We start from the raw sequence: 21,773 nt of genomic DNA, 5'->3' as shown, positions 1-21,773 counted from the left end.
ACGCGACAAGGACTGGAATGCAAACGACTTTTCCGCAGCTTCTGCTTCAACATGCGCACACGCGGCCTGACGCGCCGGCCATGCGTGAGAAGGAATACGGCATCTGGCAAACGATCACTTGGGGCCAGCTGGCCACCATGGTGGAGCAACTGGCCGCGGGCCTGCACCTAGCTGGCTTGCGCCGCAATGACCACATGGTGGTGGTGGGCGCCAACCGGCCCCGCCTGTACGCCACCATGCTGGCCGCGCAAAGCCTGGGCGCCGTGCCCATTCCGCTGTACCAGGATGCGGCAGCACCCGAATGTGTGTTCCCTATCAACAACGCTGAAGTACGTTTTGCATTTGCCGAAGACCAGGAGCAGGTGGACAAGCTGCTGGAAGTGCGCGCGCAGTGCCCGCAACTGGCGCACATCTACTTTGACGACCCACGCGGTTTGCGCAACTACGAAGAGCCAGGCCTGGTGTCGGTGGATGCGCTGCTGGCGTCCGGCAAAACCTTTGTCGCAGCACATGCGGGCTTCTTTGCACAAGAGGTGGCACGTATTACGCCGCAAGATGTGGCGGCGATGTTCTTCACCTCCGGCACCACGGGCAACCCCAAGGGCGTGGTGCATACCCACGACTCGTTGCTGAACCGCGCGCGTGCCGGGGCCGAGTTCGACAAACTCACCAGCGACGAGGAAGTGCTGGCTTACATGCCCGTGGCGTGGATCGGGCAAAACATCTTCAGTTATGCACAGTGGCTGTCGTGCGGCTACGTGGTGAACTGCCCCGAAGCCGCGAGTACAGCCACCATCGACCTGAAAGAGATTGGCCCGACGTATTACTTTGCGCCCCCGCGTATTTTTGAAGGCCTGCTCACCAGCGTGATGATTCGCATGGAAGACGCTGGCTTGGTCAAACGCAAGATGTTCCATGCCTTCATGGCCGTGGCCAAAAAAGTCGGCCCCGCATTGATGGACGGCCTGCCGGTTTCGGTAGTGGACCGGGTGCTGTATGCGCTGGGCAATGTGCTGGTGTATGGCCCCTTGCGCAATACGCTGGGCTTCAGCCGCGTGCGGGTGGCGTACACCGCAGGTGAGGCCATTGGCCCGGACCTGTTTACCTTCTACCGATCGATCGGCATTAATTTGAAGCAGCTCTACGGCTCGACGGAAACTGCGGTGTTTGTCTGCTTGCAGCCCGACAACCAGGCGCGTGCCGACACGGTGGGGGTGCCCTGCTCAGGCGTGGAGATCAAAGTGGCCGACAACGGCGAGATATTGATCAAGTCGCCGGGCCTGTTCACCGCGTATTACAAAAACCCCAGCGCCACGGCCGAGGTGTTGACGGCGGATGGCTGGTACCACTCCAGCGATGCGGGCTTCATTGATGCGCATGGCCACCTGAAAATTATCGACCGCGTGAAAGACGTGGGCCGCATCCAGGGCGGTGCGTTTGACGCGGCCATGTTTGCCCCCAAATACGTGGAAAACAAACTCAAGTTTTTTCCGCACATCAAGGAAGTGGTGGCGTATGGCGATGGTCGCGAAAAGGTGTGTGTGCTGATCAACATCGACTTTGACGCGGTAGGTAACTGGGCCGAGCGCCGCAACCTGCCCTACGCGGGCTACACCGACCTGGCACAGAAACCCGAGGTCTACCAACTGATCAAGGAATGTGTGGAGAAGGTCAACGCCGACCTGAGTGCCGATGCACTTCTGGCCGGCAGCCAGGTGAGCCGTTTCCTCGTGTTGCACAAGGAGCTGGATGCCGATGACGGCGAACTCACCCGCACCAACAAGGTCCGCCGCGGGTTCATTGCGGACAAATACAACGTGCTGGTGGATGCGCTGTACGGCGGCAAAACCAGCCAGTTCATTGAAACCGTGGTCAAGTTTGAAGACGGGCGTACCGGCAGCGTGAGCGCTACCTTGCGTATCGAAGATGCAAAGACCTTTGCACCCGTGAAGGTGGCAGCATGAACAACACGCTCTCCGTTCGCACTGAGCTTGTCGAAGTGCCGCATGCCAACTTTGCAAGAGGGCTTCGACTGGCTCAGCCCGAACGGGGTGTTGTGACCTGCGAACGGGTATCTGTATGAGTAAGAGAAAAATAGGCGGCGTCATCCTCGACGTCAAAAATATTTCACTGAGCTTTGGCGGTGTGAAAGCGCTCACCGACATCAGCTTCGACGTACGCGAACACGAGATCCGCGCCATCATTGGCCCCAACGGTGCGGGCAAAAGCTCCATGCTCAACTGCATCAACGGCGTCTACACGCCGCAGCAAGGCTCCATCAGTTTTCGGGGGCAGACCTTCAAACACATGAACAGCCACCAGGTAGCGGTGATGGGGGTGGCGCGCACGTTCCAGAACCTGGCGCTGTTCAAAGGCATGAGTGTGCTGGACAACATCATGTCGGGCCGCAACCTCAAGATCAAAAGCAACATCCTGATGCAGGCGTTGCGCATTGGCCCAGCGCTGCGCGAAGAGATTGCACACCGTGAAGCAGTGGAACGCATCATCGATTTCCTGGAAATCCAGGCCTACCGCAAGACACCCGTGGGTCAGTTGCCCTACGGCCTGCAAAAACGGGTGGACTTGGGCCGCGCGCTGGCGATGGAGCCGCAGGTGCTGCTGCTGGACGAGCCCATGGCGGGCATGAACGTCGAGGAAAAGCAGGACATGTGCCGCTTTGTGCTGGACGTGAATGACGAGTTTGGCACCACGGTGGTGTTGATCGAGCATGACATGGGTGTGGTGATGGACATCAGCGACCGCGTCGTGGTGTTGGACTACGGCAAGAAGATTGGCGACGGCACCCCCGACGAAGTGCGCAACAACGCGGATGTGATCAGCGCCTACCTTGGAACGTCGCACTGATGAAAAACTACCCAACACCGTTCGGGCTGAGCTTGTCGAAGCCTCGCGATCAACGGACCTATTGTGTGCAAGCCCTTCGACAGGCTCAGGGCGAACGGAGTTAACAGCATGGCATTTTTTCTTGAAACTTTGCTGGGCGGCTTGATGGCCGGCATGCTGTATTCGCTGGTCGCTTTGGGCTTTGTGCTGATCTACAAGGCGTCTGGCGTCTTCAACTTTGCGCAGGGCGCGATGGTGCTGTTCGCCGCGCTGGCCATGGCGCGGTTTTCCGAATGGATTCCGGCGGGGCTGGGCATTACTGATCCGATTGCGGCCAATGTGATGGCGTTTGTCGGTGCGGGCATCGTGATGTTTGTGGTCGCCTGGGTGATTGAGCGCCTGGTACTGCGCCATCTGGTGAACCAGGAAGGCACCACGCTTTTGATGGCCACGCTGGGCATCACCTATTTCATGGAAGGCCTGGGCCAGACGCTGTTTGGCAGCAGCATCTACAAGATCGACATCGGCATGCCCAAAGACCCGGTGATGATTCTGGAGAGCACGTTTGAAGGCGGCATCCTGATCAACAAGGAAGATCTCTATGCCGCGCTGATTGCCGCCGCCCTGGTGGCACTGCTCAGCGTGTTTTTCCAGAAGACGGCCACGGGCCGTGCCTTGCGTGCGGTGGCTGACGACCACCAGGCAGCGCAATCCATCGGCATTCCGCTGAACCGCATCTGGGTCATCGTCTGGTGTGTGGCCGGTGTGGTGGCCTTGGTGGCCGGAATGATCTGGGGCAGCAAGCTGGGCGTGCAGTTTTCGCTGACCACGGTGGCGCTGCGTGCGCTGCCGGTGGTGATCCTCGGCGGCCTGACGTCGGTGCCCGGTGCGATTGTGGGCGGCTTGATTATTGGCGTGGGCGAGAAGCTGTCAGAGGTGTACCTCGGGCCGTACGTCGGTGGTGGCATCGAGATCTGGTTTGCGTATGTGTTGGCGTTGGGCTTTCTGCTGATCAGGCCCCAGGGGCTGTTCGGCGAGAAGATCATTGATCGCGTATGAAATACGCGGTCAATGATTTTTCAGCGAAGACTTACTTTGCGAAGCAAAGTTAAGCGCAGCGTGTCGTAGCTAAAAGATCATTGAGAGAAATACATGTTCTACAGAGAAAACGGCCAATTCAAAACCAGCTACCGCGCGGACCAGCAGGTATTTCCCATTCTGCAGGACCGCATTGCCGTGGGCCTGTTGCTGCTGGTGGCCTTTGGCGCGGTGCCCGCTCTGGCCGGCGACTACTGGTTTACCAACATCCTGATTCCTTTCCTGGTCTTTTCACTCGCGGCCATCGGGGTGAATATTCTGGTGGGCTACTGCGGCCAGATATCGCTGGGCTCCGGCGCATTCATGGCCGTGGGGGCCTATGCGGCGTACAACTTCTATGTGCGCATTGACGGCATGCCCATGCTGCTCTCGCTGATCCTGGGCGGTGTGTGTGCGATGTTGTTCGGCATTCTTTTCGGCCTGCCCAGTCTGCGCGTCAAGGGCCTGTACCTGGCCGTGGCGACGCTGGCCGCGCAGTTCTTTGCCGACTGGATGTTTTTGCGCATCAACTGGTTTACCAACAACTCGTCTTCCGGATCGGTGTCGGTGTCCCACCTGCAGTTTTTCGGCATGCCGATTGAGAGCCCCCTCTCCAAATACCTGTTTTGCCTGGGGGTGCTGGCGGTCATTGCCCTGATGGCCAAAAACCTGGTGCGTGGTGCGGTGGGGCGGGAGTGGATGGCCATCCGCGATATGGACGTGGCCGCCGCCGTCATCGGTATTCGGCCCATGTATGCCAAGCTCACCGCGTTTGCTGTCAGCTCCTTCATCGTGGGCGTGGCGGGTGGTCTGTGGGCCTTTATCTACCTGGGCGCGTGGGAGCCGGCGGCATTCTCGGTGGACCAGTCTTTCAAGCTGCTGTTCATGGTCATCATCGGTGGCATGGGCTCGATCATGGGGAGCTTTTTTGGTGCGGCGTTCATCGTGCTGCTGCCTATCTTTCTGAGCCAGTTCCTGCCAGCGTTGAGCGGCCTGGTGGGGTTGGAAATCTCTACGGCCTCGGTATCGCATGCCGAGCTGATGGTGTTTGGCGCACTGATTGTGTGGTTCCTGATTGTGGAACCGCACGGCATGGCCAAGCTGTGGGCGACGGGCAAGCAGAAGCTGCGGCTGTGGCCTTTCCCGCACTGAGGATGGAGACGGTTTTCGGGTTTTCGTGGTGGTGTGCTTTTCAATAATTTAGGAGACAACAATGAAACTGCGTCATTTGATGGCGGCGATCGCCGCCGTGGTAGCCGGAGCCACTCTGGTTTCGACCCAAGCCCTGGCCCAGGCCAAGGAGCAATTCTTTCCGCTGCTGTCCTACCGCACCGGGCCTTACGCGCCCAACGGTGTGCCTTGGGCCAATGGCAAGCAGGATTACCTGAAGATGATCAACGCCCGCGATGGCGGCATCAACGGGGTGAAGATTACCTTCGAGGAGTGTGAGACCGGCTACGCCACCGACCGCGGTGTGGAATGTTATGAGCGCATGAAGAGCAAGCCCGGCGTAGCGCTGTTTGACCCACAGGCCACCGGCATCACCTTTGCGCTGACCGAGAAAGTGCCGACGGACAAGGTGCCACTGATCACACTGGGTTATGGCCTCTCCATTGCGCAGGACGGTCAGGCCTTCAAGTGGAACTTCCCGCTGATGGGCAGTTACTGGACCGGTGCCGACATCCTGATCCAGTACCTGGGCAAGAAAGAGGGCGGGCTGGACAAACTCAAAGGCAAGAAGATTGCCTTGGTCTACCACGACAGCCCGTTTGGCAAGGAACCTATCCCCCTGCTGCAAGAGCGCGCCAAGATGCATGGCTTTGATCTGCAACTGATTCCGGTGACTGCGCCGGGCGTGGAGCAGAAGTCGGCCTGGTTGCAAGTGCGCCAGAGCCGCCCTGACTTTGTGTTGCTGTGGGGCTGGGGTGTGATGAACTCCACCGCGCTGAAAGAAGCCCAAGCCACCGGCTACCCCCGCGACAAGATGTATGGCGTGTGGTGGGCCGGTGCCGAGCCGGATGTGAAGGACGTAGGCGAAGGCGCCAAGGGCTACAACGCATTGGCTTTGAACACGTCGGGCCAGCAGCCCAAGGTGATTCAGGACATCCTGAAATACGTGCACGCCAAGGGGCAGGGTACCGGGCCCAAAGACGAAGTTGGCCAGGTGCTGTACACCCGCGGCGTGATCATCCAGATGCTGGGCGTGGAGGCCGTGCGCCGTGCGCAAGAGCGTTTCGGCAAAGGCAAGGTCATGACCGGTGAACAAGTGCGCTGGGGTCTGGAAAACCTGGCGCTGGACGCCAAGCGCCTCGAAGCCCTGGGCTTCACCGGCGTGATGCAACCCCTGTCCACATCGTGCGCGGACCACATGGGCTCCACCTCTGCCCGCGTGCAGACCTGGGATGGCAGCAAGTGGAGCTTCGTGTCTGACTTCATCGCCGCCGATGAGCAAATTCTCAAGCCCATGATCAAGGCGGGTGCCGACAAGTACCTGGCCGACAAGAAGATGACGCGCCGTACGGGCGCCGACTGCCAATCCTGATTCGCTTTGCGAATCAGGGTGGCAATCGCCATGTATTGACGTTCCCCTCCCCAACCCCTCCTCGAGGAGGGGCGGTGACTCCCCCTCAGGAGTCACCAACCGACAGCCTTGTGAAACCAGGGCTGTCGATTGGTAAAGGCAAACCTCTATGGACACTAAAAACATTGTTCTCAACGTGAATGGCATCGAGGTCATTTACAACCACGTGATCCTGGTGCTCAAGGGCGTGTCGCTGCAGGTGCCCGAGGGCGGCATCGTCGCGATCCTGGGCGGCAATGGCGCGGGCAAGACGACGACCCTGCGCGCCGTCAGCAACCTGCTGGCGGGTGAACGCGGTGCGGTGACCAAGGGCAGCATCGAGCTGCGCGGCGAACGCATTGAAAACCTGAGCCCGGCCGACCTGGTGCAGCGCGGCGTGGTGCAGGTGATGGAGGGGCGGCACTGCTTTGCCCACCTGACGATTGAAGAAAACCTGCTGACCGGCGGCTACACGCGCAAGAACAAGGCCGAAGTCGCGGCGAACCTGGAGAAGGTCTACACCTATTTCCCGCGCCTGAAAACCCGGGCCTCCAGCCAAGCGGCCTATACCTCAGGCGGCGAACAGCAAATGTGCGCGATCGGCCGCGCGCTGATGGCAAACCCCAGCATGGTGTTGCTCGATGAGCCATCCATGGGGCTGGCGCCGCAAATCGTGGAAGAGGTGTTCGAGATCGTGAAGGACCTCAACACCAAAGAGAAGGTGACCTTTTTGCTGGCCGAGCAGAACACCAACATGGCGCTGAAGTACGCGGACTACGGCTACATCATGGAAAGCGGGCGCGTGGTGATGGACGGTGCGGCGGCCGACCTGCGCAGCAACGAAGACGTGAAAGAGTTCTACCTGGGCGTTGGTGGCGGAGAGCGCAAGAGCTTCAAGGACGTGAAGAGTTACAAGCGGCGCAAGCGCTGGCTGGCGTAATGCTATTGAATTAGTAGCTGCTTGCGCATATTCCACGAGGGCTAGAGCCCTAAAACACCATAAATTCACCCGAGACGCAGCATGGCCCATTTTTACGACGCACTGGAAACCCGCAGTCCCGCAGAGCGCGAAGCGGCGCTCTTGGCTGCACTGCCGGCGCAGGTGGTGCACGCCAAGGCTGCATCGGCCGCGTTTGCCGAGTTGCTGAAAGACGTGAACCCGGCGGCAGTGACCAGCCGCGCCGCGCTGGCCCAATTGCCGGTGATCCGCAAGTCCGAACTGCAGGAGCGCCAGCAGGCCGCACGTGAAGCGGGGGGGGATGTGTTTGGCGGCTTCAGTGCCATCCGGTACGGTGCCACCATGCCGCGCGTGTTTGCCAGCCCGGGCCCGATTTATGAGCCCGAAGGCACAGCCAAGGATTACTGGCGCATGGCGCGCGCCATCTTCGCCGCGGGCTTTCGCCCCGGTGAGCTGATTCACAACGCGTTCAGTTACCACTTTGTGCCGGCGGGTTCGATGATGGAAACTGGGGCGCATGCGCTGGGCTGCACTGTGTTCCCTGGCGGTACCGGCCAGACCGAACAGCAGGTGCAAGCCATGCGCGAGCTGCAACCGGCGGGCTACATCGGCACGCCGAGTTTCCTGAAGATCATTGTGGAAAAAGCCGCCGAGATGGGCGTGACCCTTCCCAGCGTGAAGAAAGCCATGTTTGGCGGCGAGGCGTTTCCGCCCAGCTTGCGCGACTGGTTTGCAGAGCACGGCATCACCGGCTACCAGTGTTACGCCACGGCCGACCTGGGCCTGATTGCCTACGAGACCGAAGCGCGCGAAGGCTTGGTGCTGGACGAAGGTGTGATTGTCGAAATCGTGCGCCCCGGTACCGGCGACCCGGTGGCCGAGGGCGAAGTGGGCGAGCTGGTGGTCACCAGCCTGAACCCGGCTTACCCGCTGATCCGTTTTGGCACGGGTGACCTCTCGGCCATCCTGCCTGGACCATGCCCCACGGGCCGCACGAACACGCGTATCAAGGGCTGGATGGGCCGCGCCGACCAGACCACCAAGATCCGCGGCATGTTTGTCCACCCCAAACAGGTGGATGCCATCGTCAAACGCTTCCCCGAAGTCGTCAAGGCGCGGCTGGTGGTGGGCGGCGAGATGGCCAACGACCAGATGACGCTGCAGGTGGAAACCGCCTGCAGTGGCCCCGACGCGCTGGCTGCAAAGATTGCCGAAGCGATCCGCGACGTCACCAAACTGCGCGGCGAAGTCACTATCATGTTGCCAGGTTCCTTGCCTAACGATGGCAAGGTGATTGAAGACGCGCGCAGCTACAAATAGAACACAGCTGTCGCCGTAACCCTGGGGACAAACATGGTCTGGTTGAAGCGAAGCGCATTGGGTTTTGCGGGTCTGGTGCTGGTGGTGGTGATCGTGCTGTGCCTCTACGTGATGCGCAGCTTTCCCACGCTGGATGGCGTGTTGCACACACCTGGCCTGTTGGCCCCGGTGCAGGTGCAGCGTGATGCAGCCGACGTGACCCATATCAAGGCCGAGTCCTCGCACGACGCGCTGTTTGCGCTGGGCTACACCCACGCCCAGGAGCGCGGCTGGCAACTGGAGTTCAACCGCCGCGTGATGCATGGCGAGCTGTCTGCCGTGTTTGGCGAAGCCACACTGGAAACCGACAAACTGATCCGCACGCTGGGCATCCTGCCGGCAGCAGAGCGCCAGCTCGACGGCCTCTCCAACGAAGCCAAGGCCGCGCTGCAGGCCTACAGCGATGGCATCAACGCCTTCCACGCGCAGTCGGGCCAGGCGCTGTCCCCCGAGTTCCAGATCTTGCGTATCCAACCCGGCACCTGGACCCCGCAGGACAGCGTGGGCTGGGCGCTGATGATGGCGCTGGACCTAGGGGGCAACTGGGGCACCGAGTTCGCCCGCCTGTCGGCTGCGCAAACCCTCACCACCGAACAACTCTGGCAACTGCTGTTGCCCTACCCCGGCGAGAAGCCGGCCGCCCGCGCCGACCTGGCCACGCTGTATGAACAATGGGGCGTGTACCGTGAAGAGGCTCCGGTTGCTACTAAAAAAGTAGCTGGTCGCGCACAATCCACGGGGGTTACAGGCCAAAATGATGCTGAAAATCGGAGCCAGATGGCGCTTTGGTCCAACGAATTCGCGCGCAACACCGGCAATGTGGAAGGCAAGGGCAGCAACAACTGGGTGGTGGCGGGCTCCCACACCGCCAGCGGCAAACCCCTGCTGGCCAACGACCCGCACCTGGGCCTGGGCGCACCGGCCATCTGGTACTTCGCCCACTTGCAGGCGCCGGGCCTGGATACGATTGGCGCGACCTTTCCCGGCCTGCCCTTTGTGGTGCTGGGGCGCACGTCCAAGGTGGCCTGGGGCGTAACCAACACCGGCCCCGACGTGCAGGACCTGTACCTGGAGCAGATCCACCCCGAAGACCCGACGCTCTACCGCGTGCCCGACATCAACGGCAAACGCGCCTGGGTCAGCTTCAAGACGCGCCCCGAGGTGATCCAGGTCAAGGGCAAGCCCGACGTGAACATCGTGGTGCGTGAAACCCGCCACGGCCCGGTACTCAGTGATGCGCAGAAGTCGCACGGCGAAGTGCTGGACCTGAAGAAATTTGTGCTGTCCCTGCGCTGGAGCGCGCTGGACGCCGACAACCACACCATCCAGGCCGGCCTGGACACCATGGCGGCCCAGTCGGTGGGCGACCTGAACAAGGCCTTTGCCAACTGGCACTCGCCCATGCAAAACGTGGTGATGGCCGATGTGGACGGCAAGATCGCCTACAAGGCCGCGGGCAAGGTGCCGCTGCGCAAGCCGGGCAACGACATCATGGGTCTGGCGCCTGCGCCCGGCTGGGACGCGCGGTACGACTGGGACGGTTGGATCGACTTCGCGCGCACGCCGCAGGACGATGGCGCCAAGGGCTGGGTCTCCACCGCCAACCAGCGCATCACGCCGCCGGGCTACAAGTACTTCATGGGCCAGGACTGGGGCGTGTCCTACCGCTTTGACCGTATTGAAAAGTTGCTGGCGCAGACGCCCAAACACGACCTAGCCAGCATGCAGAAGATCCACAGCGACATCACCTCCGTGGCCGCACAACGCCTGCTGCCTTTTGTGCAAAAGGTGCAGAGCACACACGCGCTGGCGCCTGCCGCTTTGAAGGAGCTGGCCGGGTTCGACGGCGCCATGTCGGCGGACAAAGCCGCCCCGCTGATTTTTGCGGCCTGGGCCGATGAACTGACGCAAGGCCTGCTGACACCCAAGCTGGGCGCGGCGCGCATGAAAGCGCTGTATGGCAAGCGCCACTTCCGCACCGCGGTGGAAGGCATTCTGGAGCGCAACGACGCGTGGTGGTGTGCGCCCCTGAGCTGCCAGGACCAGTCTGCCGCGGCCCTGGGCCGTGCGCTGGACCGGCTGCAAGCGCAGTACGGCAGCAACGTGGCGGCGTGGCAATGGGGCCAGGCGCACCAGGCGCTGAGCAGCCACAACCCGTTCCACAACGTCGGTGCACTGGCACCGTACTTTGACGTGACCACCCCCACCGGGGGCGACGGCTTTACCGTGAATGTGGGGCAGTACTGGCTCAACGATGCGAAGACGCCGTTTGCCAACCGCCACGCGGCCAGCATGCGCACGGTGTTTGACCTGGCGGACCTGGAAAACTCGCAGTTCATCTACCAGACGGGCCAGAGCGGGCTGGTGTTTTCGACCCGCTACCGCGACATGCGCGACCAGTGGGCCCAGGTGCAGTACCGGCCGCTGCAGATGCGCCCGGCGGCCTACACCCACAGCCTCACGCTCAAGCCCTGAAGCACCACTTTGGGGCTCTTCTAAAGCCTTGGCAGGTCTGGGGCTTAGGGTCTTACCGGGTGGCAAATAGGGGGTAGTTGGCTAGACTCTGAACTCCAATAATCAGGAGACATTCCCCATGAAAAAGTTGCTCGTTGTTGCTGCTGCCGTTACTTCCCTGTTCGCGCAAGCGCAAACCTTTCCGGCCAACCCCATCACCATCGTTGTACCGTTCGCCGCCGGTGGCCCCACCGACCGCGTCGCACGTGATCTGGCCGAAGCCCTGCGCAAGCCGCTGGGTGGCGTGAGCATCATCGTGAGCAATGTGGCGGGTGCCGGCAGCTCCATCGGATCGACCAAAGTGGCGCGTGCCGCCCCGGATGGCTACACACTGTTGCTCAACCACATCGCCATGTCCACCATGCCGGCGCTGTACCGCAACCTGCCATTCAAGGTGGAGACGGACTTTGAATATGTGGGACTGATCAACGAGGTGCCCATGACCCTGATCGGTCGCCCCACCTTGCCGGCCAAGAACTTCAAGGAACTGACCACCTGGCTCACCCAGAACAAGGGCAAGATCAACCTGGGCAATGCCGGCCTGGGCGCTGCCTCGCATCTGTGTGGTCTGATGTTCCAGAGCGCGATGCAGATCGATATGACGACGGTACCCTACGGTGGCACGGCCCCCGCGATGACCGACCTGATGGGCGGCCAGATCGACCTGATGTGTGACCAGACCACCAACACCACCCAGCAGATTGAGGGCAAGAAGGTGATTGCTTACGCGGTGACCACATCCCACGCGCTGACCACGCCCTCCCTGAAAGATCTGCCCACACTGCAGGCTTCGGGCCTCAAGGGGTTTGAAGTCACGATCTGGCACGGCCTGTACGCGCCCAAGGGCACCCCGGCCGATGTGGTGGCCAAACTCAACACTGCTTTGAAAGCCGCCCTGAAGGACCCTGAGTTCATCAAGAAAGAGGAAGCCCTGGGCGCGGTGATCGTGACCGACAAACGCATGGAGTCGGCCGAGCACAAGAAATTTGTCGCCGCCGAAATTGCCAAGTGGGGCCCCGTGATCAAGGCTGCCGGCACTTACGCTGATTAAGGCTTTGTTGAATGAGCCCGTTCGCGTTGAGCTTGTCGAAACGCAGCCTTGCAAATGAACGACTTGCGGAGTTCTTCGACAGGCTCAGACCGGGCGGGGGCACTTTTTCAGCGTAGCCATATCAAACGCCCCAGACAATTTCCTTGTCTGCCTTGTGGGAGCGCCTGAGCATTTCGATGAAAGGCACAGCGCGCTGGCGCAGGGAAATGCCTTCGATGCGCGCCGGGGTTTCGCCCCGTGCGCGGGCTTCTTCCGCCGCTTGTTCGCGCATTTTTTCTTCTTGCACAACAGCCGCTTCCAGCGCCAGAATGGCCTGCGGCATCTGCGCAGGCAACAAAATGCCTTTGTCGACAGATGCGGCATCGTCCTTGCCGATAATCTTCAGGATCTGGCGCCCGTTGGGTTCGAGCATGATCAGATCCGATGCGGCGCGTGATTTGAATTTGTACATAAGGAGTGTGTGAGTGGCCAATCTTCATATCCGGCGTGACCATGCCCTGGGACTGGCCGCGGCCCGCAAAATTGCGTATCGCTGGGCGGAGCAGGTCGAGGAAGACTTTGACATGGACTGCACCTACGAGGAGGGTACCACCAGCGACGTGGTGAACTTCGCGCGCTCCGGTGTCAGTGGCACCCTCACCGTGACCAAGGAACTGTTTGAGCTGGAGGCCAAGCTAGGCTTTTTGCTGGGCGCCTTCAAGGGCCGTATCGAGGCCGAGATCGTCAAAAATCTGGATGCATTGCTGGCACCCAAGGCCGCGGCCAAAAAGAAAGCCCCCAAGAAGTAGTGCTGCCAGTTATGTACTGGGTGCTATGTTTTTCATAGCTTCTTGCGCACTACCCATGAGGGCTACAGGCCAATTTGATTGAAAATCAACTCAATGATTCGATGAGGTCGATGTATTGTTGCATCGCGTCGTCGCTGCTGGTGCCCTTGAAGCCGTTCCAGGCGTCCCACTTGGCGCGACCGACCATATCCGTAAAGCCGGGCTTCTTCTCTTCGTTGTCACCTGCGGTGGCCTGTTTGTACAACGCGTAGATCTTCAGCAGAGTGCCGTTGTCCGGGCGTTCGCTCAGCGACTTGGAGTTGGCAACAGCGGCTTCGAATTGTTTGGTCAGTTTGGCCATGGGCTTTTCCTTTCAGGTTGAAGGTGGGTTTTGCCCCCTATCTTACGGTGCGTTTTGCTTGCAGAATAGCGCGTCAACCCTGCCCCCGTGCTTCCCCCTTTCCCGCTCCTGGAGTTCCCATGGTGACCCGAGTCATAGCCAAAAAAGCAGTCCAAAAAGCCAGGCAGCGTGTCGCCGCCACCGTGGCCCCCGTCGCTCCTGCAGCCCGCACCGCCACCCGAACTGCACGCAAGGCCGCCAAGGTGGTGCAGAAAAACGTGACCGATGCCGTGGTGGGGACGCTGGGCCTGCATGGTGAACGCATGAGTAAGGTCGACACGGCCTGGCTGCGCATGGATTCCGCCAGCAACCTGATGATGATCGTGGGCGTGTGGGTGATCCAGCCCGGCATCCGTTACGAAGACCTGGCCCAGCGCCTGGAGGAGCGCCTGCTCAAGTACCCGCGTTTTGTGCAGTGTGCGGTGGAAGACGCCGCAGGAGCCACCTGGGTCAATGACCCGAACTTCGACATGGGCCACCACCTCGTCACCGAAACCCTGCCCAAAAAGCCTGCCGGGCATGAGCAGGAGGCCTTGCAGGACCGCCTGGCCGCGCTGTGTATGGAGCCGCTGGACCCGAACCGCCCGCTGTGGCAAATCCATCTGGTGCAGAACTACAAGGGCGGCAGCGCGATGATGGTGCGCATCCACCACTGCATTGCCGACGGGATCGCCTTGATCTCGGTGACCCAGTCGCTGGTGGACGGTGGCGCGCCGCCGCCCGAGCGTGCGCCGCGGCCCGCGCGCCGCGAGGGGTGGGAAGGGGCTGAGGACTGGCTGTATTCGGCGCTCTACAAACCCATGACACGTGCCAGCGTGAAGGCCATGGAGCTGGCCAGTGGCAGCGCCCTGCGTTCCATGGACATGATGCTGAACCCGCAGGCCGGTATGGAAAAGGGCCTGGAGGGATCTCTGGACATGGCCAAGCTGGCCTACCAGGCGGTCAGTGATCTTACAGCCCTGGCCCTGATGCCGGACGACTCGCCCACACGCCTCAAAGGGATTCCTGGGAATACCAAACGCGTGGCCTGGTGCGCGCCGATACCGCTGGCCGAGGTCAAGGCCGTCGGCAAGGCGCTGAACTGCTCGGTCAACGACGTGTTGTTGAGCTGTGTGGCCGGTGCCATCGGGGAGTACCTGAAGGACCACGGAGACTCCGTCAAGGGCGTTGAGATCCGCGCGATGGTGCCGGTGAACCTGCGCCCCATGGACAAGGCCTACAAGCTGGGCAACCAGTTCGGCCTGGCCCCGCTGGTCTTGCCGATCGGTATGGAGAACCCGATCGAGCGCATTTACGAGGTGCGCACCCGTATGCACGGCCTCAAGGGCAGCATGCAGCCCTTGCTGGCTTTTGGCATGCTGGCGGTGGCCGGCCTGCTGGTCAGGCCGGCGCAGGACGCTTTGTTGAACCTGTTTTCCAAGAAGACCACCGCGGTCATGACCAATGTGCCGGGGCCGGCCACCAAGCTCAAGATTTGCGGCTCGACCATCGAAGAGACCCTCTTCTGGGTGCCCCAGAGCGGTACCGTGGGGCTGGGTGTGTCCATCCTGAGTTACGGTGGAGGTGTGCAGTTCGGCGTGGTCTCGGACGCCACCCTGTGCCCCGATCCACAAGCCATCATCGACCAGTTCGAGCCGGAGTTTGCAAAGCTTGCCATGGTGACGCTGATGTTGCCTTGGGGGGAGTGAGTACGCCCTGCAGCATTCACTGCGGCGCGGCGGCCAGTGACTCTAGGCAATGAGGGCAATGCTGAACAAGTCCGTTCGCGTTGAGCTTGTCGAAACGCAGCCCTTACAAATCAAGGGCTTGCAGAAGGCCTCGGCTGGCTCAGCTCCGGACGGAGCTCCTTGTTCCGCGCAGCTTGAGCTCCTTCTGCGGAGCGTGGGGGTTATCTACTCTGCCAGCTCGGCTTGGGCGATTTCTACGTCCAGCCGCTCCACCGCATCCAGCGGTTTGGTTTTGGCGGCGCGTTCGTACAGCGCGGTGGCTTCGTCCATGCGTGTGTCGCCCTCAAGGATGACCAGGCCATTGGCATATTCGATCAGCGCAATCGGCGACTTGGGAATAAGGGCGAGGCCCTGCTCAAACAGCTTGAGCGCAATGTCCTTGCGTGCGCCATAGGTCATGTTGCCAATCAGCGCGCCGACCTTGTCGATCACTTCGGCATGGAAAGTGCCCAGGGTGATGTAGGCATCAGCGTGGCCCGGCTCCAGGTGGATGGCGTTTTCCAGCGAGGATTTGATCTTGCCGCCCACACCCTGCGTCAGCGCCTTGGCCACGCTGATGCCCTGGCTGTAGCGACCCAGGGCGTAGGCGTGCAGGAAATGCGCGTTGGCATTGTCGGGTTCGGCGGCGGCCTGTGCTGCGGCGCGTTCGGCGGCCTGCAGGAACAGTTCGTGTTTGTTTTTTTCCCGCGGCTCCAGATAGTTGGCATACATGCAGGCGGCCTTGTTGGCGACGGTTGTGCCCTCTGGACCCAGTTGCATGCCCGCGTCAAAGGCCTTGCGGAATTCACCTTGGTGCAACAGGGCCCAGGCCGCCAGGACCTTGGCATTGGTGGGCAAAGGCTCCCGGTCACCCGCATGCAGCCGCGCCCAGTGTTTGCGCACGCTGGTGGCATCAAACGCATAGTCACGGGTGTGGGGGAATGAGGTCCAGGTGGCCATGCGTGTGTTCCTCAGGGCGTCTGGTAGGCGCCGACCAGGCTCAGCAAGTGGTTGCGCTGCCCGACCTCCAGGTAGGGCACCAGCAGGTTCAGTACATGGTGGGCGCCACGGAGCAATGCCGCCTGTGCGCTGGTGGGCTCCAGCGCATTGCGCGGGTCGCGTACGTATTCAAAACTGAGCCAGTAGGTCAGCACCACCACCATGCTGGTGGCGGTGGGTTCCACCTCGCGCGAGTCGATCTTGAGTGCGCCCGAGCGGCTCAGGCTGTCGAGCAGGGCCTTGACGGAGCGGGTCTTGTTTTTCAGCACAAACTGGAAATGGGTTTCCAGGCGGCGGTTTTTGCTCAGTAGGTCGTTGAGGTCGCGGTACAAAAAACGGTACTGCCAGATCAGCTCGAACAGGGTATGCATGAAGAACCAGGCGTCTTCCACATCGCGCACGTTGTCGCTGGCGTTGAGCAGTTCGTTGAGCGACTTTTCATACCGGTCAAACAACGAGTTGATCAACTCGTCCTTGGCCGGGTAGTGGTAGTACAGATTGCCCGGGCTGATGCCCATCTCGGCCGAGATCAGCGTGGTGGAAACATTGGGTTCACCAAACCGGTTGAACAGCTCCAACGTGACTTCCAGAATGCGCTCGGCAGTGCGACGGGGGGCTTTTTTTACCATGGCTGCAGCGCTCAGCGGGCCAGCCGTTGCTGGGAGGTCGCCACCACGTCGCCCAGGTCGTCCATGACTTCTTGCAGGGTGGCGATGGCGCGGCCAATGCGGGTAGGCGCCTTGGCGGGGGCGGACAGGTGGCGCTTGGGGTCATCGAGCACGTCGTGTTTGAGAGAAATGCCGTGGCGTGCCAGTTTGGCCGACAGGCCGGTCTTGCGCGAGCGCAGCAGTTGCCGGGTCTGCTGGTAAGCGTGTTCCGCCAGTTGGCGGCGCTGTGCGTAGCTGAAGGTATTGGCCAGGTACAGCTCAGGGTCGCGGTGGTCGGGCTCTATCAGCACGATGTCGGTGTCGGGGTAAGAGTGCTCGTAGTGCTTCATGCCCAGCTCCATGCGGGAATGAATCATGGAGCGGAAGGTTTGACTGAGCACTGCGGGCAGGCCACCGTCCACGATGCGCGGGATCTTGCGTTTTTCGGAGGGCAGGTCACGCTGCATGACCTTGGCGACCTGGGGGGCTGTGGCATCGAAGGGCACCAGCGGATTCAGGCAAATCAGCAGATCCACGCCGTCGTCCAGTGCGACCGAGGCATGCATGGTTTTCTTGAGTGCACCGTCCACGTAATACTGGTCGTCAATTTCCACGGGCGGGAACAGCCCAGGCAGTGCCGAGCTGGCCTGCACAGCCTGGGAGATCGGCACATGGTCCCAGCCGGGGCGACCAAACGGAGCGGCTTCTGCACTGTCCAGATTCGTGGCGACCAGGGTGAGTTTGGTTTTGAGCTTGCGAAAGTCGTTGGTGCGTCCGTCGCGGCTAAACAGGCGTGCCAATTGGGTGTCGACCTGGCGGTTGGAAAAAGCGCCTGTGGGCAGGCTGGGGCCCAGGCGCTCCAGCGCACCCAAGAGAGACTTGCGGCCCACGGCCAGTTCCCAAATTGCCGACAACACCAGACCGGGCAGCATGATGCCGCGGCGCGCAAACTCGCCATAGGCGGGCTGCATCAGCCAGGACGGGTCAAAGGTTTCGGAAGGGGTGCTGTCGTTTTCGATGAACGAGGCGCAGAGTTCGCGCGGTGTCATGCCGTTGGCCAGGGCCGCCACGATGAAGCCGCCGGCAGATACGCCGACGTAGTGGTCTAGTTGGGTGAAGTCCAAACCTTCCAGCGACTCCTCCAGCGCACACATCGCGCCGATCTCGTAAATCGCCCCGAGAGGGCCGCCTCCGGCCAGTGCCAGGGCAATTTTGGGAGCGCGTTTTGTTTTAGCGTTCATGGGCAAAGTGTAGATGGCCGTGCAGCGCTTTTTTGTTGCGATGCAGCAGAGTCAATGTGTGGGAGAAAGGTGGAATGCAAAAAGGGCGCTTGTGCGCCCTTTTTGCAGAGTTGGCACGCGGGCCGGACTATCAAGCTTGGGCAGGCGCCGTCACTGCGGCTTCCTGGGCCTGGGCAGTGGGGGCGGTGCGCTTGGTAGCGGCTTTGGGCGTGGCCTTTGCTTTTGCCTTTGGGGCAGCCGCTTTGACGGGGGCTTTCTTCTTGGCAGCGACGGGCTTGGGTGCTGCCGCCTTGGCCACTGGCTTGGCAGCAGGGGCCTTGGTGGATAGCTTTTGTACGGCCTTGTTCAGGTCGTCGATGCGGGCGATCAGCGCGTTCACATCTTTGGCGGAGGGCACGCCCAGCTTGTTCAGGGCCTTGGCGACGCGGTCTTCAAAAATGCTTTCCAGTTTGTCCCACTGGCCGTTGGCCTTGGAGGAAATGCCATTGGCCATGGTGGACATTTTTGTGGTGGCTTCAGTGATTTTCTCCTCCGCAGCGGCTTGGGTCTTGCGCTGGATACTCACGCCTTCCTTGACCAGGGCTTCAAAAGCCTTGGTACCTTCGGCTTGTGCGCGGGTGAACGCGCCGAGGCCGGCTTGCCAGATTTGTTGGGCGGAATCTTTCACTGCGCCGGGCAGTGGCAGGCCGGAGACTGTTTTGGCAGATTTTTTGTGCAGCTTGGTAACCATGGTCGTATTCCTGAAAGAGCGGGTTGTAATGGAACGCACTCTACGCGCTGGCACGCGCTGCGTGTAGGGTGGGCTTTCTAACTGGGCCTCATAATCCAAGTGGGAGCATCGCTCCTTTTTTCATATTTTGAGTCAATGCGCAAAACACCCATTACCCCTGTCATCTTGTGTGGCGGCTCTGGAACCCGTTTGTGGCCTTTGAGCCGCAAGAGTTTCCCCAAGCAGTTTGTGCCGCTGATTGATGGCAAGAGTTTGCTGCAGCTCACGTTGGAGCGAGTGGCGCATATCAGCAACCAAGTGGTGTGTGTGGCGGCCGAAGAGCACCGTTTTCTGGTGGCTGAGGCATTGGGGGCGGCGAGCATGAAGGCCCACACGGTGCTGGAGCCCGCTGCCCGTAACACCGCGGCAGCCATGACGCTGGCCGCTTTGCAGGTTGATTCTGAGAGCCTGTTACTTTTTTGTCCGGCGGACCACCACATTCCCGATGCCCTTGCATTCACGGCGATGGTGGAAAGTGGCCGCTCTGCGGCCGAGGGCGGAGCCATCGTCACCTTTGGCGTCGCGCCCAGTTTTCCCAGTACGGCCTATGGCTACATCGCCCAGGGCGCACAACGCGCAGATGGCGCACGTGACGTGCGGCGGTTTATCGAAAAACCCGCAGCAGCCCAAGCGCAAGCCCTGTTGTTGCAGGGTGATGTGCTGTGGAATGCCGGCATCTTTTTGTGCTCTGCCTCAACCCTGCTTGCCGCGATGGTGGCACACGCCGCCGATATCTTGCAGAGCTGCCGCGACGCTATGGCCGCATCCACCACAGACCAGGTGAATGCACAGACCTTTGTGCGCCCAGGCAAAGATCTGTTTTTGGCTTGCCGTTCCCAGAGCATTGACTACGCCGTCATGGAACACCATGCCAACGTGGCCGTGTTGCCATTCAATGGCATCTGGAGTGACGTGGGAAGTTGGAATGCTGTGGCCGACCTGGTAACGCCCGATGCCCAAGGCAATCGCGCTGCGGGTCAGGCTTTCAATGCGCACCACCTGAAGGCCTGCAACACTTATATCCATGCTGCTGGCGCCAGACCGGTGGTGGCCTTGGGCACGAATAATTTGCTGATCATTGACACACCAGACGCGCTGCTGGTGGCGGATGTTGCCCATGCGGAGGCGGTGAAGGAGGTTGTGGCAGTCTTGGAATCTTTGGATGCATCGCAGGCTGTGCAGCACAGGCGTGTGGCCCGTCCCTGGGGCTGGTACGACAGCATTGACGTGGGCGATCGGCACCTGGTCAAGCGTATTGGCGTGCACCCTGGCGCCTCCCTATCGCTGCAGTTGCACCGCCACCGCGCCGAGCACTGGATCGTGGTGCGCGGCACCGCAGAAGTCACTAATGGAGACCAGGTGTTCACCCTCAGCGAAAACCAGAGTACCTACATCCCGCTAGGTCAGACGCACCGCCTGGCCAACCCGGGCAAGATTCCGCTGGAGATCATTGAGGTGCAGAGCGGGGGGTATCTGGGGGAAGACGATATTGTCCGATTGGAAGACACCTATGGCAGGCGGTAATCGCCCTGCAAGTTTCGCTCGTCCTGCGCTTCCCGCGCGTCCGCGATAATCTACCCTCTTTGCATTGACTCAACTGTCTCCTCCCCATGTCCAGCCCCCGCTCTCCTTCGTCCACTTCCAAAAAAGCGCTTATCACCGGCGTAACCGGGCAAGATCGTCTTTGACTCTGCCAACCCCGATGGTACGTCTCGCAAGTGGATTGACAGCGGGTGGCTTGGGATGGAAGGTAAATATCCCCTCCCAACCGGTTTACAAAGGGCCTACGGAGAGTTTTCTCTTCGATAGAATCAACCCTTTAGTGGATTGAGGGATTTCCAGGCACGTCTCGCTCCGTTTGGCGGAGGGCGGAGCTTCCGGATACGTTTATTTCTAATCTAGCGTTGCTTTGATGGAACAGGGTGAATAGTTTGAAAATCGAAAGTGGAACACGCGTATACGTGGCAGGATGCGGCGGCATGCTGGGGGATGCCATGTATCAGCGCCTCCAAAAAGTTGGAGCGGTAGTCAAAGCCAGTGACGTCAATTGCATCGAAGATTGGCTCGAATATGCCGACGTGCGAGATTTCAACGCCATCCGCAAACACATTCTGGATTTCGAGCCGCAATTGATCATCAACTTGGCTGCGCTTACCGATTTGGAATATTGCGAACAGGAGCAGGAAAACTCTTGGCTTACTAATGCATTCGGTGCAGAGAACCTTGGCCTTATTGCAGCGCAGCTGGACGTGCCCTATGTGTACATTTCTACCGCTGGTATTTTTGGCGGTGAGCGGGATCTTTACCACGACTTTCATGCGCCCAACCCATTGTCGGTGTACGCACAGTCAAAATACTACGGTGAGCAATATGTGCGCACTTCGATAAAGAAGCATTTTGTGTTGCGTGCGGGGTGGATGATGGGCGGTGGCCCGGCAAAAGATAAGAAATTCATCAACAAGATTTACAAGCAAATTCAGGCTGGTGCGACGGAGCTGTGCGTTGTGGATGACAAACTGGGAACGCCTACGTACACCGTAGACTTTGCAAATGGACTGTGTGGCATTGTGGAAAGTGACCAATATGGCCTGTACAACCAGGTGTGTGGCGGTGCGGCGAGTCGCTTTGAAGTAGCTCAAGAATTTGTTCGGCTCCTGGGGTTGGCAGATACCATCAAAGTGAAGGTCGTTCCCTCGGACTACTTTAAGAGCCAGTACTTTGCGCCGCGCCCTGCAAGCGAAAAATTGGTCAACTTAAAACTCAATCAACGCGGTCTCAATCTGATGCGCGATTGGAAAGTGTGTTTGCAAGAATACGCTGAGGTTTTCAAGGCCGACTTGCTGCGCAAGTAGTCTCCTCGCATTTGACTAATGAGCCTTGA

19 protein-coding genes are annotated in these 21,773 nt (G+C 60.4%); 13 read left to right on the top strand and 6 right to left on the bottom strand.

Translation table 11 applies throughout. The features are described 5' to 3' along the window. The first annotated feature begins 17 nt into the window (after positions 1-17). From RS694_RS17885 to RS694_RS17845, 9 genes are all read left to right on the top strand, one after another. Positions 18-1,964 (top strand): AMP-dependent synthetase/ligase, encoded by a 1,947-nt coding sequence (locus tag RS694_RS17885; RefSeq protein WP_029705287.1) that lies wholly within the window; start codon positions 18-20, stop codon positions 1,962-1,964. 115 nt (positions 1,965-2,079) lie between these two features. Beyond that, positions 2,080-2,865, top strand: a complete 786-nt coding sequence (locus RS694_RS17880; RefSeq protein ID WP_029705289.1) for an ABC transporter ATP-binding protein — start codon at positions 2,080-2,082, stop codon at positions 2,863-2,865. Positions 2,866-2,973: 108 nt separating this feature from the next. Further along, positions 2,974-3,903: a branched-chain amino acid ABC transporter permease gene (locus RS694_RS17875; RefSeq protein ID WP_029705291.1), complete on the top strand. Its 930-nt coding sequence runs from the start codon at positions 2,974-2,976 to the stop codon at positions 3,901-3,903. Between the two features lie 93 nt (positions 3,904-3,996). Next, positions 3,997-5,073 (top strand): branched-chain amino acid ABC transporter permease, encoded by a 1,077-nt coding sequence (locus RS694_RS17870; RefSeq protein ID WP_029705293.1) that lies wholly within the window; start codon positions 3,997-3,999, stop codon positions 5,071-5,073. A gap of 61 nt (positions 5,074-5,134) precedes the next feature. Next, positions 5,135-6,463: an ABC transporter substrate-binding protein gene (locus tag RS694_RS17865; RefSeq protein ID WP_029705294.1), complete on the top strand. Its 1,329-nt coding sequence runs from the start codon at positions 5,135-5,137 to the stop codon at positions 6,461-6,463. A 148-nt stretch (positions 6,464-6,611) separates the two neighbouring features. Further along, the gene (locus RS694_RS17860; protein ID WP_029705296.1) at positions 6,612-7,421 is read left to right on the top strand and encodes an ABC transporter ATP-binding protein; all 810 of its coding nucleotides are present in this window, start codon (positions 6,612-6,614) and stop codon (positions 7,419-7,421) included. A gap of 81 nt (positions 7,422-7,502) precedes the next feature. Next, on the top strand, positions 7,503-8,759 hold the full coding sequence (locus tag RS694_RS17855) for a phenylacetate--CoA ligase family protein (protein WP_029705297.1): 1,257 nt from the start codon (positions 7,503-7,505) through the stop codon (positions 8,757-8,759). Between the two features lie 33 nt (positions 8,760-8,792). Further along, positions 8,793-11,273: a penicillin acylase family protein gene (locus RS694_RS17850; RefSeq protein ID WP_029705298.1), complete on the top strand. Its 2,481-nt coding sequence runs from the start codon at positions 8,793-8,795 to the stop codon at positions 11,271-11,273. Positions 11,274-11,391: 118 nt separating this feature from the next. Continuing rightward, positions 11,392-12,363 carry a tripartite tricarboxylate transporter substrate-binding protein gene (locus RS694_RS17845; RefSeq protein ID WP_029705299.1) on the top strand — a complete coding sequence of 324 codons (972 nt, stop codon included), beginning with the start codon at positions 11,392-11,394 and terminating at the stop codon, positions 12,361-12,363. Positions 12,364-12,484: 121 nt separating this feature from the next. On the opposite strand, the gene RS694_RS17840 is transcribed toward RS694_RS17845, so the two are convergent. Continuing rightward, positions 12,485-12,814 (bottom strand): DUF1840 domain-containing protein, encoded by a 330-nt coding sequence (locus tag RS694_RS17840; RefSeq protein WP_029705300.1) that lies wholly within the window; start codon positions 12,812-12,814, stop codon positions 12,485-12,487. Positions 12,815-12,827: 13 nt separating this feature from the next. On the opposite strand from RS694_RS17840, the gene RS694_RS17835 reads away from it, so the two are divergent. Next, a complete protein-coding gene (locus tag RS694_RS17835; RefSeq protein WP_029705302.1) occupies positions 12,828-13,151 on the top strand; it encodes a polyhydroxyalkanoic acid system family protein in 324 nt (107 codons plus the stop codon). 85 nt (positions 13,152-13,236) lie between these two features. Here RS694_RS17835 and RS694_RS17830 read toward each other — a convergent pair whose 3' ends face one another. After that, positions 13,237-13,491 (bottom strand): acyl-CoA-binding protein, encoded by a 255-nt coding sequence (locus RS694_RS17830; RefSeq protein WP_029705304.1) that lies wholly within the window; start codon positions 13,489-13,491, stop codon positions 13,237-13,239. 119 nt (positions 13,492-13,610) lie between these two features. Between RS694_RS17830 and RS694_RS17825 the strand changes: the two genes are divergently transcribed. Then, positions 13,611-15,218, top strand: a complete 1,608-nt coding sequence (locus tag RS694_RS17825; RefSeq protein WP_029705305.1) for a wax ester/triacylglycerol synthase family O-acyltransferase — start codon at positions 13,611-13,613, stop codon at positions 15,216-15,218. Positions 15,219-15,422: 204 nt separating this feature from the next. Here the strand turns inward: RS694_RS17825 and RS694_RS17820 are convergent, their stop codons facing one another. The 4 genes from RS694_RS17820 to RS694_RS17805 form a co-directional block, all read right to left on the bottom strand. Continuing rightward, entirely contained in the window at positions 15,423-16,196 is a 774-nt protein-coding gene (locus tag RS694_RS17820) for a hypothetical protein (protein ID WP_029705306.1), read from the bottom strand. An 11-nt stretch (positions 16,197-16,207) separates the two neighbouring features. Continuing rightward, positions 16,208-16,864: a TetR/AcrR family transcriptional regulator gene (locus tag RS694_RS17815; protein ID WP_029705307.1), complete on the bottom strand. Its 657-nt coding sequence runs from the start codon at positions 16,862-16,864 to the stop codon at positions 16,208-16,210. Between the two features lie 11 nt (positions 16,865-16,875). Continuing rightward, positions 16,876-18,123, bottom strand: a complete 1,248-nt coding sequence (locus RS694_RS17810) for a patatin-like phospholipase family protein (RefSeq protein ID WP_029705309.1) — start codon at positions 18,121-18,123, stop codon at positions 16,876-16,878. 130 nt (positions 18,124-18,253) lie between these two features. Continuing rightward, positions 18,254-18,853, bottom strand: coding sequence for a phasin family protein (locus RS694_RS17805; RefSeq protein ID WP_029705310.1), 600 nt, complete (start codon positions 18,851-18,853; stop codon positions 18,254-18,256). Positions 18,854-18,988: 135 nt separating this feature from the next. On the opposite strand from RS694_RS17805, the gene RS694_RS17800 reads away from it, so the two are divergent. Beyond that, positions 18,989-20,416, top strand: coding sequence for a mannose-1-phosphate guanylyltransferase/mannose-6-phosphate isomerase (locus RS694_RS17800; RefSeq protein ID WP_029705312.1), 1,428 nt, complete (start codon positions 18,989-18,991; stop codon positions 20,414-20,416). Between the two features lie 407 nt (positions 20,417-20,823). Then, a complete protein-coding gene (locus tag RS694_RS17795; protein ID WP_211274978.1) occupies positions 20,824-21,744 on the top strand; it encodes an SDR family oxidoreductase in 921 nt (306 codons plus the stop codon). Positions 21,745-21,773: the final 29 nt, after the last annotated feature.

Origin of the sequence: Rhodoferax saidenbachensis (genome assembly GCF_001955715.1) — a bacterium.
Classification (GTDB): Bacteria; Pseudomonadota; Gammaproteobacteria; order Burkholderiales; family Burkholderiaceae_C; genus Allorhodoferax; species Allorhodoferax saidenbachensis.
The sequence above is the reverse complement of the archived record's forward strand: the minus strand, read 5'-3'. Positions and strand labels throughout refer to the sequence as shown.